Source organism: Micromonospora cathayae, from assembly GCF_028993575.1.
Lineage (GTDB): Bacteria > Actinomycetota > Actinomycetes > Mycobacteriales > Micromonosporaceae > Micromonospora > Micromonospora cathayae.
Window position 1 is genome coordinate 2,663,665 of sequence record NZ_CP118615.1, and the last position, 15,678, is coordinate 2,679,342.

The following is a 15,678-nucleotide window of genomic DNA, read 5'->3' on the forward strand; positions in this document are numbered from 1 at the left end:
TCACTCCTCACGCAGTCGGAGCAGGGTCAGCGGCCGTACCGCGTTCGCCTGGTCGACCAGTACGTCGTGGTCGTTGGGGGTGCGGGCCTGCTGCCGGGCCAGGACCCGGAAGGACCGGGCCAGCCGCCGCCGCAGCCCGTTCGCCGAGGGCGGTTCGCCGAGGACCGGACCCGGGTCCAACCCGCCCGCCCCACTGACCAGCACCCGGTCCAGCGCCGCCTCGAGCACGATGGTGGTCAGCCGGTCCCGGGCCTCACCGTGCCGGCTGCCGTCGTCGAGCCGTACCTCGGCGAGCCGGCGGACCGCGTCGTTGAGCGCCGACGCGTCCGGCGGTACGGCGCCGATCCGGGCGGTACGCACCCGGACGGCGGCGATCCGGGCGGCGTCGTGGTGCCGGGAGACATGGGGGACCGCGTCCAGGACCTCCACCGCCCCGTCCCGGTCCCGTTCGGCCAGCCGCAGCCGGGCCAGGCCGAACGCCGCGCTGGCCGCCAACCGGTCCCGCTGCCACACCGCCCGGTAGAACCGGGCCGCCCGGACGGTGTCGCCCCGGTGCTCCGCGCAGTACGCCAGGGCCAGCTTCGGGGCGACCTCGCCGGGCAGTTCCCCGTACGCCGCGTCGAACAGCCCACCGGCCCGGGGCACGTCGTCGCCGTGCAGCGCGAACAGCGCCTCGTGCCAGGTCACCCGCCAGTCGGCGGGGGCGTCCGCACCGAGCTGCCGGACGGCGGCGTCGAGCGCGTCCCGGGCCCCCGCCGGGTCGCCCAGCTCCAGCCGGGCCCGGCAACGCGTCAGCTCGATCTCCACGGACCGGTCCCCGAAGGCGGCCAGACCGGCCAGCAGGCTCTCCGGGTCGGTGGCGTCCACGGTGGTCAGGAAGGCCGCGGCGGGGTCACCGGGGTCGGGGTGGGGGACCGGCAGGCCCCGGGCGACGGTCGCCGGGGCGGGGCGGCCGTACCCGGGCAGGGCGCTGCCCACCGGGTCGGTCCAGTGCGTCAACGGCGGCACCGCACCGAGCCCGGCGTCGAACAGCGCGGTACCGGCCGCGAACACCGTGGACGGTGCCGGCTGGTCGTGCACCGACCGGGCCGGTACCAGCTCCCGGAGCACCCCCTCGAGCTGCCCGGTCATCTCCCGGGCGGAGGCGAAGCGGCGCGCGTACCGGGGGTGCCGGGCCCGCCGGACCAGCCGGACGAACGACTCCTGTCCGACGTCGACGTCCGGGACCGGCTCGTCCGGCCCGGGTACGGTGATCCCGCTCAGCTCCGTCAGCAGCATCCCGACCGCGAACAGGTCGGACCGGACGGTCGGGCCGTGCTCCGCCAGTTCCCGCTCGCCGACCTGGTACCGCCGGGTGCCCACCAGCGGGCTGGCCCGGTCGTCGGCCCGCCGGACACTGCCCATGTCGATCAGCTTGATCCGGTCGGCGGTGCGGATCACGTTCCCGGGGTGCAGGTCGGTGTAGAGCAGGCCCCGGGCGTGCAGGTAGTCCAGCGCGGCGAGGATCTCGTGGGCGTACGCGAGCAGGTGGTCCACCGGCAGCGTGACGCCGGGCCGGGCCGGGTCGTCGGCGGCCCGGCGCAGCTCCTCCAGCGACATCCCGTCGAGGTACTCCATCACCAGGTAGCTGGTCTGCCCGCCGAACAGCCGGTCCGGCGCGGTGACGAAGTTGAAGATCCGGACGACGGCGGGATGGTCGAGCGTGACCAGGTGCCGTCGCTCGGAGACCTCCACGGCCAGGGCCTGCGGGTCGTTCTTGTTGTTCAGCCGTTTCAGGGCCACCCGGTTGTGGTCCAGGTGGGTGTCCTCGGCCAGGTACACCTGACCGAGCCCGCCCCGGCCCAGGTAGCCGACCACCACGTACTGGTCGGCGACCGTCTCACCGCGCTTGAGGGCCGGTACGAAGGCGAACGGGGTCTGGCACCGGCTGCAGTAGCCGTGGTCCAGCCGGTCGGCCCCACCCCGACCGACCGGGCCCCGGCACCGGTCGCAGATCCGCCGGTGTTCCGGCACCTCCGGGTCGGCCAGCAGCCGGTGCTCGGTGGGGAAGAACAGGACGGGCAGGTGGACCAGGCCGGCGACCTCCCAGGTGCCGCCGGTAGCCGGTGCCGTGGCCGACGGCACCGGTCCGCCGGCCCGGTCCGGTGGCGGTTCCGCCCGGCGGGGGGCCAGCCCGCACACGTCGCAGAAGCCGATCTCGCCCAGGCTGCCCGGACAGCCCGGGGTACGGGTGCAACGCATCAGCCGGACCTCCCGTCGCCCCGGGCGTCGAGGGCGGCCCGGACCGCGGCGGCGTACCCGTGCACCGCCCGGTCCGCCTCGGTCAGGTCGCACGGGCCGGCCCAGAGCAGTTCGTGCGCCCGGCGGTAGTGCCCGCCCAGGGTGCTGTCCTCGGTCAGCCCACCGGCCGTCGCGGCAGCCTGGTACGCGTTCAGCAGCCCCTGTAACCGCCGGTGCTCCCCGAGGCCGCGGTCCAGTTCCCGGTTCACCTGCTCGACGCGTCGCAGCGCCCGGTCGGCGGCGCGTTCGAAGGCGGTGAGCCGGGCCAGCAGCGCGCCGGTGTCCGCGCCGGCGGTGGTGGCGGCCCGCAGCCGGGTGAAGCCGATCCGCAGGCTGGTCGCCTCGGCGGGTACCGCCGGCACGCCGGCCACCCGCGCGGCGGCCGTCTGGTGGCGTCGCCGGGTCCGGGTCTCGGCCGACCGCAGGCTGCTGATCCGCCGGTCCAGCAGCCCCAGCCGGGACTGCACCGCCGGTTGCCGGAAGCCCAGCAGGACCCGCAGGTCCCGGTGGGCCGCCCGGTCGACGATCGGCCCGACCACCGTGTCGAGCAGCGCCGCCGGGTCGGTGGCCGCGTCGATGTTGTCGATCAGCAGGGAGCGGGGCGACGCCTCGCCGAGCCGGGCACCGTGGTCCGGTACGACCGGACCGGCCGGCGGTTCCGGCCCGGCCGTACCGGACGACGGACCGGCCAGGTCCAGGATGCGTCGGGCCACGTCGGGGGCGCTGCGACCGGCGGCGTCCACCGCCAGGTCGACGCCGAACGGTGGTACGGCCGGCTCCGTCAGGTCGACCGCCCCGGCGGCGACGCACCCCCGATCCGTCCCGGGACCGCCGGTCGGGTCGGGACCGCCAGTCGGGTCGGTCGGGTCGGCGGCGTCGGCTGGCCCGGCCGGGTCGGCGGTGCCTTGCGGCCCGGCCGGGCGGGGGGTGCGCTCCGGCCCGGTCGGGTCGGCGGTGCCCTGCGGCCCGGTTGGGCGGGGGGTGCCGGCTGCGCCGGTGGGGTCTGCCGGGTCCGGTGCCCCGGACCCGGCCGCGGTGCCGGTCGGGTGGTCGGTGGGCGGTGCGACGAGTTGCCGGTCGGCGGAGCGGATGACCCTTCGGATCGCCGCCGAGGTGGTCGACCCGGCGTGGCCGGTGACGATCACCAGGACGTTCTGCGCGGAGCGGCGGGCGAAGAAGTCCGCCAACAGCCGGTCGATGTCGAGCCGGTCGATGTCGAGTCGGTCGGGCGGTCGCCGGACCGGCTCGTCCACCACCCAGGCCGCGACCGCCGGCACGTGCCGCACGATCGTGGGCACCGGCACCATGTACGACCGGCCGGCGGCGGGGTCGGAATGGTAGGACACCACCATGCCGACCACGTGTCCGGTCCCGGCGTCGACCACGGCCGCGCCGCTGAACCCGCCACGCACCCAGTTGCCCGGGTCGACCAGGTCCAGTTGGATCTGCTCGGACCCCGGTCCGGTCTGTCCGGCGAGGACGGCCCGGACGGTCTCCCCGTGCACGAACCCGGCCGGGAACCCGTACGCGTAGACCGGTCGTCGCCAGTCGTCGCCCAGCCGGACCAGCCGGGCGCCGGTCGTCTCCGGTACCGGGCCGGCGAGTTCCAGCAGGGCGACGTCGCCCTGGCCGTGTGCGTCGACCGGCGCCCAACCGTCGACGGCCACCTGGGCCGGCACCGACGGCGTTCCGGGCCGCCGGACCAGGTCGATCATGACCTTGGTCTCCGGTACGGGCGGGTCCGCCCCGGCCCGGCCGGCGGCCGGGTCGACGACGTGGGCGCAGGTGAGGACGTGCCGGTCGCCGAGCAGGGTGCCGCTGCCCAGGATCATCCCGTCGCCGCGGCGTACGCGGACCGGCCATGGCTGATGGCCATGGATGTCACTCACCCTCCGAAACTAGGTGAACATCAATCACCGGCGATCGGGAATGTAAAGGATGTGACTGACGGGAGATCTGCCGGTGGGTCAGGAACCGGTGGCCGGGCGGCCGGTGCAGGGCTGGTCCGGCGCGGTGACCGGCCGGCGCGGCATCATCCAGTCGAGCGTGGTCTCCTCCACCGGCCAGCCGTGCACCGTCACCCGGCTGAACGGCACCCGCGCGGCCTCCGGGCAGAGCGTCTGCGTCCGGACCAGGCCGTTGGGCAGGAACCGGACCACCCCACCGGCATCGAGGACGATCGTCGAGGTGTCGGTCACGGTGATCAACTGTCCGAGCACCACCCCGGTCGGCGTCCGGTCGCCGGCGGTGGGCGCGACCTCCACCGCCGTGGTGGGCAGCACCGGCACCCGCAGGAACACCGCCCCCATCACCAGCGGCAGCACCGCCGCCACCGCGTACGCCAGGGTGTGCGTCAGGGCCGGCGCGATCCACCGGGGCAGCGGCCCGGTGAGCACGGTGGCCGCGGCCGGCGGCACGGCCAGCAGCGCCACCGTGCTCCACTCGCCGGACCGTACCGCCGCCCAGATCGCCGGGGCGAGCACCGCGTACGCCAGCACGGCCGCCGCCACCGGCAGCGCCGACCCGACCAGCAGGATCCGGGTGGGCTGGTCCGGTCGCAGGTACCGGGTCCGCAGCGCGAGCAGCCAGAGGGCGAGCATCAGCAGCGTGGGCAGGAAGCGCAGCTGCCAGGTCAACGCGGCCAGCGCCACCGCCGCGGTGAGCACCCAGCCGGGGGTGCGGGCGGTACCGGAGGCCAGCAGGGACCGTTCCGGGTCGAACCGGTCCGGCGCGCTCAACCGCAGCAGCCGGCCGAGCACCCCGACCACCAGCACGGCCAGCGGTGCCGCCCAGACCAGCGCGATGAGCAGCGCGCTGAGCAGGCCGAGCGGGCTGACGTACTGCACCAGCAGCAGCATCGTCGACATGTCCTGCCGGCTGAGCTGCCACAGCCGCAGCACCAGCAGCAGGACGGGGAACGCCGGCAGCAGGGTCAGCAGCCACTGTTGCGCCTGGCGCGCCCCCACCATCCGACGCGGACGGACACCCGTGGCGGGGCCGGTGGTGATCCGGGGTGACCCGGTGGCGGTAGCGCGAACCTCTCCCACGGCCACTGCCGTACCTCCACCTTCCTCGGCTCCGGTTGCTGCTCCTCGGCCACCGGCTGGGGGAGGTTGTACTCCTGCTGCCAGCGGAGGTTGGCGTCGTACGCGGTCTCCCAGCTCCGGTCCTTGGGGTCCGTGGCCGAGGCGTGCAGCGCCAGGTCCACCAGGTCGCGCAGGTCCCGGTTGGCCGCGTTGACCCCCCACTTCTCCTGTGGGGAGGAGCCGATGTCCCAGTGCCGCAGCGGCTTGGCGTTGCGCAACGTGGCCGGGAACGGGTTGTCGCCCCGGCCGCCGGTGACGAAACCGGCCAGGATCGCCGCGTCGGTGGTGACCGCGTCCACCTTGCCGTCGTACAGCTCCTGGACGCACTCGCTGATCCGGTTCCGACCGATCGGCCGCGCGCCGGCCTCCCGCAGCCGGGCCTGCGAGGTCGACGTGGTCAGCGTGCACACCCGCTGGTCACGCAGGTCTTCCAGGCTGCTCACCGGGCCGTTCTCGGTGGCCAGGGTGATCACCGACTGCTCGGTGTGCAGGTACGGCGCGGAGAAGATCGCGCCCTCCTTCTCCCGTTCCTCGGTGATGCTGTAGGAGGCGATCACCAGGTCGACGGCGACGAACCGGTTGTTGTGGAAGGCCTGCCGGCGGGCCCGGTCCTCGCTCTCGATCGGCAGCAGCACCACCTGGCTGCGGGCGAATCCCAGGTAGCCGGCGATCAGGTAGGCGACGTCGATGTCGAAGCCCCGCCAGCCGCCGCCCTGGAGGGACTGGGCGATGCCGGGCTGGTCGTCCTTGACCCCGATGAGCAGCTCACGTTTGCCCTTCAGGCCGGCCCGTTCCAGTAGCTGCTCCCGGGTGGGTGGGCCGAGGCCCAGCACGATCGGCACCAGGGCCACCGCCAGTACGCTCAGCACGACCGCCAGCGCCACCAACCGGACCTGACGCGAGCGTGGGGTACGCGCCGGTGTCGGATCCGGGCCGGCCGGATCCGCCCGGCCGGGTCCACTCTCCTGACTCACCCTGATCCTCCCCGCTGCCGCACCCGGTGACCGGCCCTCCATTGTGGGGTTGGCGGCCCGGACGCGGGTACCCGGCCCGCCGGACGGTCGAGGTGGAGTCGAGGGGGACCCGCCGGACGGTCCAGGTGGAACAGGGCGGCCCGGACACGAGCGCGCGGCGCCGTCGCGACCCCCGGGGAGTCGTCACGTCGCCGCGCTCTGGCCGTCTCCCGTCGTCGCAGCCTGCGGCGGTACGCCAACGGGGACCTGGCTCGACCGGTCGTGCTCGGCCGGTACGACATGCATGATGCCCGCTTCCGACGGACCCAAACCTCGCCGCTGTGGAAAAGCCCACCCGGGCCCGGTTGCGGCGTGACCCGGGCCGGTTCCGGGTATGAGCGCGGCATGGAGCACTACACGATCGCCACCGTCGCCGAGCAGAGCCCCGACTTCCGGCGGGTGCTGTGGACCGGCAAGCAGACCCAGCTCGTGATCATGACCATCCCGGCGGGTGGGGAGATCGGCGAGGAGGTGCACGAGGACATCGACCAGATCCTGACCTTCGTCAGCGGCACCGGCGAGGCCCGGGTGGCCGGCGAGAAGAAGGCCGTCGCCCAGGGCGACCTGGTGGTCGTACCGGCCGGCACCAAGCACAACTTCGTCAACACCGGGCCGAACCCGCTGGTCCTGTACACCGTCTACGGCCCGCCGGAGCACGCCGACCAGGCCGTACACCGGACCAAGGAGGAGGCCGACGCGATGGAGGCGGCCGGCAGGGACGAGCCTCCCGCGTCCTGATCCCCACCCGGCGGCCGGGGCGCCCCGGCGGGCCTGAAACCCGGGGATCGGGGTACGCCGGCCAGGTGGACCGGCCGGCGATCTCCGACTACGGCTTTCTCTCCGACTGCCGCTCCGGCGCGCTGGTGGGCCGGGACGGCTCGGTCGACTGGTGGTGCCCGGACCGGTTCGACGCGCCGGCCGTCCTCGGTCGGCTCCTCGACGCACGTGCCGGGCACTGGCGACTCGGCCCGACGGCACCGGGGCGGGTGGAGCGGGAGTACCTGCCGGACACGCTGGTGCTGCGTACCGTGCACCACACGGCGGCCGGCAGCGTCGCGGTGACCGACGCGTTGGCCGCCGAACCGGGCGCGCGCGCCCACGAGCTGGGCCTGAACTCCCCGGCCGTGCTGGTGCGGGTGGTCGAGGGGCTGACCGGACGGGTCCCGATGTGCCTCGACTTCGCCCCCCGCCCCGAGTACGGGCTGCTCACGCCGTACCTGCGGGAGTTGCCCGACGGCGGGGTCCGGGCCGAGGCCGGGCCGGTCGCCCTGGTGCTGCGTGGCGGGGTGCCGCTGCGCGCCGACGGCCACCGGGTCAGCGCCGGGTTCGCGGTCACCGCCGGCCAGCGCCTCGGGTTCGACCTGGCGTACGCCCCGGCGTACGGCGGGGTGCCGGCCCGGTTGGACCCGGTCGCTGCGCTCGCCGACACCGTGGCGGCCTGGCAGGCGTTCCGGGAGACGCACCGCTACCACGGCCGGTACGCCGGCCAGGTCCGGCACAGCGCCACCGTGCTCCAGGGCCTGACGTACGCCCGCAGCGGTGCGGTGGCCGCCGCCCTCACCACCTCCCTGCCGGAGCGGCTCGGCGGGGACCGCAACTACGACTACCGCTACTCCTGGCTGCGCGACTTCGCGATGACCCTGCACGCGCTCTGGGTGGCGGCCTGCCCGGACGAGGCGTCCCGGCTGTTCGCCTGGGCGGCCCGGTCGATCGGCCGGCTCGGCGACGCGCCGGTGCCGATCCTCTTCGGCCTGGAGGGCGAGCGTGACCTGGCCGAACACGACTGTGTCCAGTTGCGCGGGTACGCCGGCAGCCGCCCGGTGCGGATCGGCAACGACGCCTGGCGGCAGCGCCAGTTGGACGTCTCCGGCGAGGTGGTGTCGGCGGTCTGGCGGCTGCGCGACTACCTCGGGGAGCCGCTCGACGAGGAGCTGCGGGAGATGGTGGTCGGGTTGACCGAGCAGGTGGCCGCGACCTGGCGGCTGCCCGACCGGGGCATGTGGGAGGCCCGCGACGACGAGCGGCACTACCTCACCTCCAAGGCCCTCTGCTGGGTGACCATGGACCTCGCGGTGAAGCTGGCTCCGCGCCTCGGCGGTGGGGTCGACCTGCCCAGGTGGACGGCGGTCCGGGACGAGATCCGGGCGACCGTGCTGGAGCGGGGCTGGAACGAGCGGGTCGGCGCGTACACCGGCGCGTTCGGCTCCGACGAGCTGGACGCCTCGGTGCTCTTCCTGCCGGTGGTGCGGTTCCTGCCGGCCACCGACCCCCGGATGCGGGCCACCATCGCGGCGGTGGAACGGGAACTCGGCACCCCGGACGGCCTGGTACGCCGTTGGGCCACCGACCCGGGTGGCTTCCTGCTCTGCTCGTTCTGGCTGGTGGAGTGCCTGGTGATGGCGGGCGAGCCGGCCCGCGCGGAGGCGATCTTCGAGCGGGTGCTCGGGTACGCCAACGATGTCGGGCTGCTCGCCGAGCAGGTCGATCCGACCACCGGTGCGCCGTTGGGCAACTTTCCGCAGGCGCTGTCCCACATCGGGCTGATCAACGCCGCCTGGCGGTTGACCGACCCGACCGGCGGCTGACCGGTCCGGGACCGCGCTCACCGGACGGCCCGGCAACAGGACCGCGGGGCCCGACCCCGGTCAGCCGGCGTCGACGCTGCGCCAGTGTGGACTGCGCCGGCCCGGCTCGTACGCCGCGTCCAGCCGCTTCGCCACCACGCCGGGCAGGCCCTGGGCGCGGGCGGTCGCCAGGGTCTCGTCGCCCGCGCCCGGGAACCAGGGCGTGGTCTGCCAGTGCGGGCCGCCCAGGGCCAGCCCGTCCAGCAGCTCCCGGCGACCCGCGTACGGCACGCTCAGGCTGGCCACGCCGTCCAGCCAGAGCAGGTCGAAGACGAGGTACTGGCCGGTCGGGTCGGCCCGGCCACCGGAACGCGGCCGGGGCGGCCGGACCCGCCCGGCGGCGTCGATGTCGACCAGTACCCCGTCCAGCACCGCCTCGGTCGGGGCCAGCGCCTCGGCCATGCCCCGCAGCCACGGGTACGTCCCGGTGACGTCCCGCGCCCCGTCGGCGGCGACCAGTCGCAGCCGCCCACCGGAGACGTACGCCACCGCGCGGACCCCGTCCCAGCGCAGCTCGTATCCCCAGGCGGCCCGGTCGGCCGGCAACCGGGCGGCGGCGGTCGGCCGCATCGGGTCGAGCGTGTCCGGCATGCTGGTCCAGCCGGGCGGGGCCGGGTCGGTGCGCCGGACCATCCAGTCCCGGTCACCCTTCCCGGTGGCGAACAGCGCGTACCGGCCGGTGGTGCGTTCTCCGTCGAGCACCACGATGACCTCGTCGTCGCGCCACTTCTCGCACCGGTAGGTGCCCCGGTCGTGGATGGTCATCCGGCCGCCGCCGTACTCGCCGGCCGGGATGTCGCCGGAGAAGTCCAGGTACTCGATCGGGTGGTCCTCGGTGTGTACGGCCAGGTGGTTGCGCCCCGGCTCGCGGGGCAGCCCGCGCGGCACCGCCCAGGAGACCAGCACCCCGTCGCGCTCCAGCCGCAGGTCCCAGTGCAGCGCACGGGCGTGGTGCTGCTGGATGACGAAACGGGCCTGCCCGTCGGGGCGGTTTCGCCGTCGGGGCGTCCGCTCCGGCACCGGCTCGGGGGTGCGCTCCGCGTCCCGCTTGCGCCGGTACTCCCGCAGCCGATCCGTCATGCCCACATTCTCCGCCCGAACCGGGTGCGCCCGCACGGGCATGAGGGCCCCCGAGGGGGGTACGGCAGGGGCATGGACGACACCGACCAGCCCGACGTGGTGCTCTCCGGGGAGGTCCGGATGCCGCTGCTCGGCTTCGGCACCTGGCAGGCGACCGGCCGGGCCGGGTACGACGCCGTGCTGGCCGCCCTGGACGCCGGCTACCGGCACCTGGACACCGCCACCATGTACGGCAACGAGCAGGAGGTCGGGCGGGCGGTCCGGGACAGCGGGCTGCGGCGGGAGGACGTCTTCGTCACCACCAAGATCCCGGCCCGTGAGGCGGGCCGGGAACGGCAGGTGCTGGAGGCGAGCCTGGCCGCGCTCGACACCGACCACGTGGACCTGTGGCTGATCCACTCGCCGCCCCGCTCTCCGGCCGAGAGCACCGCGATGTGGCGGGAACTGCTGGCGGTACGGGACGAGGGCCTGGCCCGCGCGGTGGGGGTGAGCAACTACTCGACGCCGCAGCTCGACGAGTTGATCCAGGCCACCGCCGAGGCGCCGGTGGTCAACCAGATCCGGTGGGGGCCGGCACTGTACGACGCCGGGCGGCTGGCCGAGCACCGGGAACGCGGCATCGTGCTGGAGGGCTACAGCCCGTTCAAGTCCACCGACCTGGGTGATCCGGTGCTGGCCCGGATCGCCGCCGCGCACGGCGTCACGCCCGCCCAGGTGGTGCTCCGCTGGCACGTCGAGCACGGCATCCCGGTGATCCCCAAGTCGGTGACCCCCGACCGGATCCGCGCCAACGCCGACATCTTCACCTTCTCCCTCACCCCGGACGAGGTCTCGGACGTGCAGGGCGGGGGCCCTTCCTGAGTACGCCGGAAGGGCCCCCGCCGGGCCGCGTCGTCAGGAGCGGGCGCAGGCGGTGCCGTTGAGGCTGAAGCTGCTCGGCGCGGAGTAGCTGCCGTTCGTCGACACCTGGTGGCCGAAGTTGACCGAGGCCCCGGGGGAGATGGTGCTGTTGTAGCTGACCGGTCGGGCGGTCACCGTGCTGCCGCTCTGCGTCACGGTAGCGTTCCACGCCCCGGTGACCTGGTGCCCGGACGGCAGGTCGTAGGTGAGCGTCCAGCCGTTGACGGTGCCGGAGCCGGTGTTGGTGACGGTCACCTCGGCGGTGTAGCCGTTGTTCCAGGTGCTGGTCGGGGTGTACTTCACCGCGCAGGAGCCACTGCCCGGCGGCGGGGTGGTCGGGTTCGGGTTGGGGTTGCCGCCGCCGTTGACGCTGGCCGAGAAGGAGTTCACCGCCAGGCCGACGCCGCCGGACCAGGGCTCGAATCCGGCCTGGATGCTGGTGAGGTACCACGAGTTGGTGATCGCGCCCCGGTTGCGGACGTCGTTGATGAAGTCGAGGACGCTGAAGTTCAGGCTGTTGATCGGGGACGGCGCGACGTACGAGATGACGTTGTTCGAGCCGTTGCTGCCCTGCCACACCTCCCAGGTCCGGCCGACCAGGTTGGTGCTGCCGACCCGGGAACCGATGGGCTGGATGGAGCCCTGCCGGTTGAGCCAGATCATGATCTCCATCTGGTTCACCCCGTCCCGCTTCGGCGAGGGGTCGAGCCAGATGTCGTACGAGGCGTTGTAGGTGCCGCTGGCGTACGTGTAGTTGATGCTGCTGGTGGCGCTGCTGATCTGGCTCACCTGGATCGGCAGGTTGGTGCCGGGGGAGCAGTTGGTGTAGTGGCAGCCGAAGAAGACCGACGGGTACGCGGTCGGGGCCCCGTTGGTCGGGTTGTTGCCGTCCTGGCGGGTGAGCTGGAAGCCGGTGCTGGTGACGTTGATGCACTGCTGGGCGGAGGTGCCCCAGCGGTTGTTCTGCACCACGTACCGGTTCTGGATCACCGTGGAGCCGTACTGCTCGCAGATCTGGGTGTCGGCGGAGGCGGTGCCGCCGAGGGCGACGGCGACGATCGAGCCGGCCGCGAGGAGGCCGGCCGCCGCGATGGCGCGGAGGGTACGTTTCATGATGTCGCTGCTCCTTGACTCTCGGCGTGGGGGACGCCGGAACCTGCCGGGGGTGGTGATACGACGCGGGAGCGCTCCCAGGTTCAGTCGACACATTTACATGCCTGAAACTCCGGCGCAACTGGAGTCCGGCACCCGCTCGGCGAACGGGACATTCCTACTCGTCTGAAGGGGAGATCCCGCGCCATCCGATCGGATCTTCCGTGCGTCGATTGCAGGGAGTAGTCTCTTGCCTTCAACGCGTGCCGCTCCCCTCGGAGGCGTACACCAGCATGGCTGGATCCCCCCTGCGCATTCTCGTCGTCGGCGCGGGCATCGCCGGGCTGGCGGTGGCCCGGGCGCTACGGATGGCGGGCTTCCGCCCCGACGTCACCGAGAAACTGCCCGCCACCGACCTGCCCGACAGCGGCCTCTACCTCCCCGGCAACGCCGCGCGGGCGTTGCGCGGGCTCGGCCTCGACCTGCCGGTCCGGCCGCTCGGCCAGGTCATCCACCGGCAGCGCTTCCTCGACGCCGCCGGCACCCCGCTCTGCGAGGTGGACCTGACCGGCCTCTGGGCCGGCGTCGGCGAGTGCCGGGCGCTGCCCCGCAGCGACCTGCACCGGGTACTGCTCACCGGGGCCGGCGGGGCGGTCCGGCACGGGGCCGAGGTCCGCAGCCTCGACCTGACTCCGGGCGCGGTCACCGTGACCTTCCTCGACGGCACCGTCACCGAGTACGACCTGGTCATCGGAGCCGACGGACCGCGCTCCGCGGTCCGGGCCCTGGCCGCGCTCGGCGGACCGGCCCGGCCGGCCGGGCAGATCGTCTACCGGGGCGTGGTCCGGGGCGGCCCACCGCTGGCCGAGTGGACCGCGCTGCTCGGCCAGCGCGCCGGCTTCGTGGTGATGCCGATCGGCGGCGGACGCCTCTACTGCTACGCCGACGAGGCCGGCACCGTGCCGCCGGCCGACCCGACGGCCCGGCTGCGCGAGGTGTTCGGCTCCTACGGCGGCCCGGTGCCCCGGGTGCTCGACGCGTTGACCGACGTGCACGTCGGGCTCACCGACGAGGTCGAACTGGGACGCTGGTCCCGGGGACGGGTGGTGCTGGTCGGCGACGCCGCGCACGCCACCGCGCCGACCCTGGCCCAGGGCGCGGCGATGGCCCTGGAGGACGCGGTGGTGCTCGCCGAGTCGCTGCGCGCCGCCACCAGCGTCGACGCGGCCCTGGTGGCGTACGAGAGCCGTCGCCGGCCGCGCACCAAGTGGGTGCGGGACCGGACCCGCGACCGGGACCGGACCCGGGACGTGCCGCCCGCGCTGCGCGACCCGCTGCTGCGCGGCCGGGGCGGTCGCATCTTCCAGGAGCACTACCGGCTGCTCGTCGATCCGCTGTGACCGTGACCCCGGCGTCGGCGTCAGGACCGCCCGGCCGACCCTCCCGGCGTCGGGGCCGGCTGGCCGGCCTTTCCGGCGTCGGGGCTGCCGGCCGGGCCTTTCGACATCGGGGCCGGCCGGCCGGTGCCCTCCGCCTCGGGGACCGCCTCCCGGGCACCGGGGCGGACCAGCCGACGGACGCGGGGCGTGTCCGCCCACCCGGCGCGGCGTGTCCACCTGCCGGGGACTATCCTTCCTTCGGACTACGGCTCGCAATTACCAGCGCGTGCCGAGCGGGACGAACGAGAACCGGAGGCCACTCGTGACCACCGTCGCACCCAAGCCGGTCGTGACCCGGCCCTGGCCGGTCCGAGAGCCGGTGAAGGGCTCGGCCCTCGCGCGGATGCTGCGTACCACGGACGCGAAGCAGATCGGGATCATGTACATGGTCACCGCGTTCGCGTTCTTCATGATCGGTGGCCTGATGGCCCTGATCCTCCGGGCCGAGCTGGCCCGCCCCGGCCTGCAGTTCCTCTCGCCGGAGCAGTACAACCAGCTCTTCACCATGCACGGCACGATCATGCTGCTGTTCTTCGCGACGCCGATCGTGTTCGCCTTCGCGAACTACGTGGTGCCGCTGCAGATCGGCGCGCCGGACGTGTCGTTCCCCCGGCTGAACAGCTTCGCCTACTGGCTGTTCCTCTTCGGCGGCACGATGGCGGTGGCCGGCTTCCTCAGCCCCGGCGGCGCGGCCGACTTCGGCTGGACCGCCTACACCCCGCTGAGCACCGACGCGCACTCGCCCGGCATCGGCGCCAACATGTGGGTGGTCGGTCTGGCCATCTCCGGTCTGGGCTCCATCCTCGGCGCGGTCAACCTGATCACCACGATCCTGACCCTGCGCGCGCCCGGCATGACCATGTTCCGGATGCCGATCTTCACCTGGAACATGCTGGTCACCAGTCTCCTGGTGATCCTGGTCTTCCCGCTGCTGGCCGCCGCGCTCTTCGCGCTGGCCGCCGACCGCATCCTCGGCGCGCACGTGTTCGCCCCCGAGACCGGCGGCCCGATGCTGTGGCAGCACCTGTTCTGGTTCTTCGGTCACCCCGAGGTGTACATCATCGCGCTGCCGTTCTTCGGCATCATCAGCGAGATCATCCCGGTCTTCTCCCGCAAGCCGATCTTCGGCTACAAGGGTCTGGTCGCCGCCACCATCGCCATCGCCGGCCTGTCGATGAGCGTCTGGGCGCACCACATGTTCGCCACCGGCCAGGTGCTGCTGCCGTTCTTCAGCTTCCTGAGCTTCCTGATCGCCGTGCCGACCGGTATGAAGTTCTTCAACTGGATCGGCACCATGTGGCGCGGCCAGATCAGCTTCGAGACCCCGATGCTGTTCTCGCTCGGCTTCCTGGTCACCTTCCTCTTCGGTGGCCTGACCGGCGTCATCCTGGCCAGCCCGCCGCTGGACTTCCACCTGCACGACTCGTACTTCGTGGTGGCGCACTTCCACTACGTGCTCTTCGGCACCATCGTGTTCGCGGTCTTCGGCGGCATCTACTTCTGGTTCCCGAAGATGTTCGGCCGGATGCTCGACGACCGGCTCGGCAAGGTGCACTTCTGGCTGACCACCATCGGCTTCCACACCACCTTCCTGGTGCAGCACTGGCTGGGCAACGAGGGCATGCCCCGGCGGTACGCCGACTACCTGCCCACCGACGGCTTCACCACGCTGAACATGATCTCCACCATCGGTGCGTTCATCACCGGTATCTCCACCCTGCCGTTCATCTACAACTGCTGGAAGTCGTACAAGACCGGCCCGGTGGTCGAGGTGGACGACCCGTGGGGTCACGGCAACTCGCTGGAGTGGGCCACCAGCTGCCCGCCCCCGCTGCGGAACTTCGACCGGATGCCCCGGATCCGCTCCGAGCGGCCCGCGTTCGACGCCAAGTTCCCCGAGCTGGCCGCCGGCCAGTCGCTGGCCGGTCCGCCCGAGGGCGGCGCCAAGCCGCTGACCAGCGAGTCCGACGGCGGCGCGAGCTACCGCGAGGACGTCGAGAGCGACACCGACCGGCGCTGACCCGCCCACGCACACACCACGCGGGCGCCGCACCCCCCGACCAGGGGGCGCGGCGCCCGTCGCGTGTCCGGCCCCCGGCCTGTACCTCCGACCCCCGGACCGCAGCACCCACCGCCCGCGCGTACCCCCGACCCCGGGACCGCG

Annotated in this window: 11 protein-coding genes; 5 read left to right on the top strand and 6 right to left on the bottom strand. The window is 73.5% G+C overall.

Annotated elements, in window-relative coordinates:
- The 4 genes from PVK37_RS12210 to PVK37_RS12225 all read right to left on the bottom strand — a co-directional run bounded on the left by PVK37_RS12210 (position 1) and on the right by PVK37_RS12225 (position 6,340).
- A complete protein-coding gene (locus tag PVK37_RS12210; protein ID WP_275033996.1) occupies positions 1-2,241 on the bottom strand; it encodes a serine/threonine-protein kinase in 2,241 nt (746 codons plus the stop codon).
- Positions 2,241-4,169, bottom strand: a complete 1,929-nt coding sequence (locus PVK37_RS12215) for a S1 family peptidase (RefSeq protein WP_275033997.1) — start codon at positions 4,167-4,169, stop codon at positions 2,241-2,243. The genes PVK37_RS12210 and PVK37_RS12215 overlap by 1 nt, the downstream gene beginning before the upstream one ends.
- A gap of 78 nt (positions 4,170-4,247) precedes the next feature.
- Entirely contained in the window at positions 4,248-5,249 is a 1,002-nt protein-coding gene (locus PVK37_RS12220; RefSeq protein WP_275033998.1) for a hypothetical protein, read from the bottom strand.
- Positions 5,213-6,340, bottom strand: a complete 1,128-nt coding sequence (locus PVK37_RS12225) for a transporter substrate-binding domain-containing protein (RefSeq protein WP_275034000.1) — start codon at positions 6,338-6,340, stop codon at positions 5,213-5,215. Before PVK37_RS12225 ends, PVK37_RS12220 begins: the two co-directional genes overlap by 37 nt.
- A gap of 384 nt (positions 6,341-6,724) precedes the next feature.
- Here PVK37_RS12225 and PVK37_RS12230 point away from each other — a divergent pair, with 384 nt between their 5' ends.
- Positions 6,725-7,117 (top strand): cupin domain-containing protein, encoded by a 393-nt coding sequence (locus tag PVK37_RS12230; RefSeq protein ID WP_275034002.1) that lies wholly within the window; start codon positions 6,725-6,727, stop codon positions 7,115-7,117.
- A 65-nt stretch (positions 7,118-7,182) separates the two neighbouring features.
- On the top strand, positions 7,183-8,964 hold the full coding sequence (locus PVK37_RS12235; RefSeq protein WP_275034003.1) for a glycoside hydrolase family 15 protein: 1,782 nt from the start codon (positions 7,183-7,185) through the stop codon (positions 8,962-8,964).
- A gap of 60 nt (positions 8,965-9,024) precedes the next feature.
- Here PVK37_RS12235 and PVK37_RS12240 read toward each other — a convergent pair whose 3' ends face one another.
- On the bottom strand, positions 9,025-10,083 hold the full coding sequence (locus PVK37_RS12240; protein ID WP_275034004.1) for a DNA polymerase ligase N-terminal domain-containing protein: 1,059 nt from the start codon (positions 10,081-10,083) through the stop codon (positions 9,025-9,027).
- 72 nt (positions 10,084-10,155) lie between these two features.
- Here PVK37_RS12240 and PVK37_RS12245 point away from each other — a divergent pair, with 72 nt between their 5' ends.
- Positions 10,156-10,944 carry an aldo/keto reductase gene (locus tag PVK37_RS12245; protein ID WP_275034005.1) on the top strand — a complete coding sequence of 263 codons (789 nt, stop codon included), beginning with the start codon at positions 10,156-10,158 and terminating at the stop codon, positions 10,942-10,944.
- A gap of 33 nt (positions 10,945-10,977) precedes the next feature.
- Here PVK37_RS12245 and PVK37_RS12250 read toward each other — a convergent pair whose 3' ends face one another.
- Positions 10,978-12,096 carry a glycoside hydrolase family 12 protein gene (locus PVK37_RS12250; RefSeq protein WP_275034006.1) on the bottom strand — a complete coding sequence of 373 codons (1,119 nt, stop codon included), beginning with the start codon at positions 12,094-12,096 and terminating at the stop codon, positions 10,978-10,980.
- Between the two features lie 272 nt (positions 12,097-12,368).
- Here PVK37_RS12250 and PVK37_RS12255 point away from each other — a divergent pair, with 272 nt between their 5' ends.
- Positions 12,369-13,475 carry an FAD-dependent monooxygenase gene (locus PVK37_RS12255; RefSeq protein ID WP_275034007.1) on the top strand — a complete coding sequence of 369 codons (1,107 nt, stop codon included), beginning with the start codon at positions 12,369-12,371 and terminating at the stop codon, positions 13,473-13,475.
- A gap of 301 nt (positions 13,476-13,776) precedes the next feature.
- A complete protein-coding gene (ctaD, locus tag PVK37_RS12260; protein ID WP_275034008.1) occupies positions 13,777-15,534 on the top strand; it encodes an aa3-type cytochrome oxidase subunit I in 1,758 nt (585 codons plus the stop codon).
- Positions 15,535-15,678 lie beyond the last annotated feature (144 nt).

What these genes read in the sequence shown, in the direction of transcription:
- PVK37_RS12210 (WP_275033996.1), bottom strand. Translation starts at nt 2,241, where the DNA reads ATGCGTTGCACCCGTACCCCGGGCTGTCCGGGCAGCCTGGGCGAGATC.
- PVK37_RS12220 (WP_275033998.1), bottom strand. Translation starts at nt 5,249, where the DNA reads ATGGTGGGGGCGCGCCAGGCGCAACAGTGGCTGCTGACCCTGCTGCCG.
- PVK37_RS12230 (WP_275034002.1), top strand. Translation starts at nt 6,725, where the DNA reads ATGGAGCACTACACGATCGCCACCGTCGCCGAGCAGAGCCCCGACTTC.
- PVK37_RS12240 (WP_275034004.1), bottom strand. Translation starts at nt 10,083, where the DNA reads ATGACGGATCGGCTGCGGGAGTACCGGCGCAAGCGGGACGCGGAGCGC.
- PVK37_RS12245 (WP_275034005.1), top strand. Translation starts at nt 10,156, where the DNA reads ATGGACGACACCGACCAGCCCGACGTGGTGCTCTCCGGGGAGGTCCGG.
- PVK37_RS12250 (WP_275034006.1), bottom strand. Translation starts at nt 12,096, where the DNA reads ATGAAACGTACCCTCCGCGCCATCGCGGCGGCCGGCCTCCTCGCGGCC.
- PVK37_RS12255 (WP_275034007.1), top strand. Translation starts at nt 12,369, where the DNA reads ATGGCTGGATCCCCCCTGCGCATTCTCGTCGTCGGCGCGGGCATCGCC.